We start from the raw sequence: 523 nt of genomic DNA, 5'->3' as shown, positions 1-523 counted from the left end.
GACGAGGGCGACCTGGCCGGCGAGCGGCCGGCCGTCGTCGCGGCGCCGGGACTTGGCCCGCTGGGGCGCCCAGAACTCGAGGTCGAAGACGTGGTCGGCCGACGGCGGCGCGTAGCCGCCCAGGGCCTCCGCGGCGGCGACGACCTCCATGGTGTGGCGGTACACGTCGGCCGCGGCCGACGCCTCGGCAGCCGTGCGGCCCGCGGTGAGCATGCCGAGGGCGGGGTCCAGGACGACCCGGGGAGCGGTGTCGAGCGCGTCCGGGTCGACCACGGCGGTCCCCCGGCGGCCCCGGTGCTCCTCGACGTAGGCGCGGTAGGCGGCGGAGTACGCGTCGAGGTCCGTGCCGACGCAGGGCACCCGACGGGTCCACACGACGTGGTCGGGGGTGGCCGGCCCGCGGGTCGCGGCGGCGAGCAGGGCCGGGTCGCCCACGTAGCGGCGCACCGCGGGGTCGTCGTGCCGGCGGACGACGAGCGGTCGCCCGGCGACGTCGCTCAGCCGGCGACGCAGCCCGGCGACG

The 523-nt window shown here is 79.3% G+C and carries 1 pseudogene; it reads right to left on the bottom strand.

The features are described 5' to 3' along the window. Nucleotides 1–523: pseudogene (locus tag N866_RS21535) on the bottom strand (hypothetical protein); the annotation flags it as partial.

The organism is Actinotalea ferrariae CF5-4, assembly GCF_000603945.1.
In the GTDB taxonomy this organism is placed as follows: domain Bacteria; phylum Actinomycetota; class Actinomycetes; order Actinomycetales; family Cellulomonadaceae; genus Actinotalea; species Actinotalea ferrariae.
This window is presented reverse-complemented; position numbering and strand designations above follow the sequence as displayed.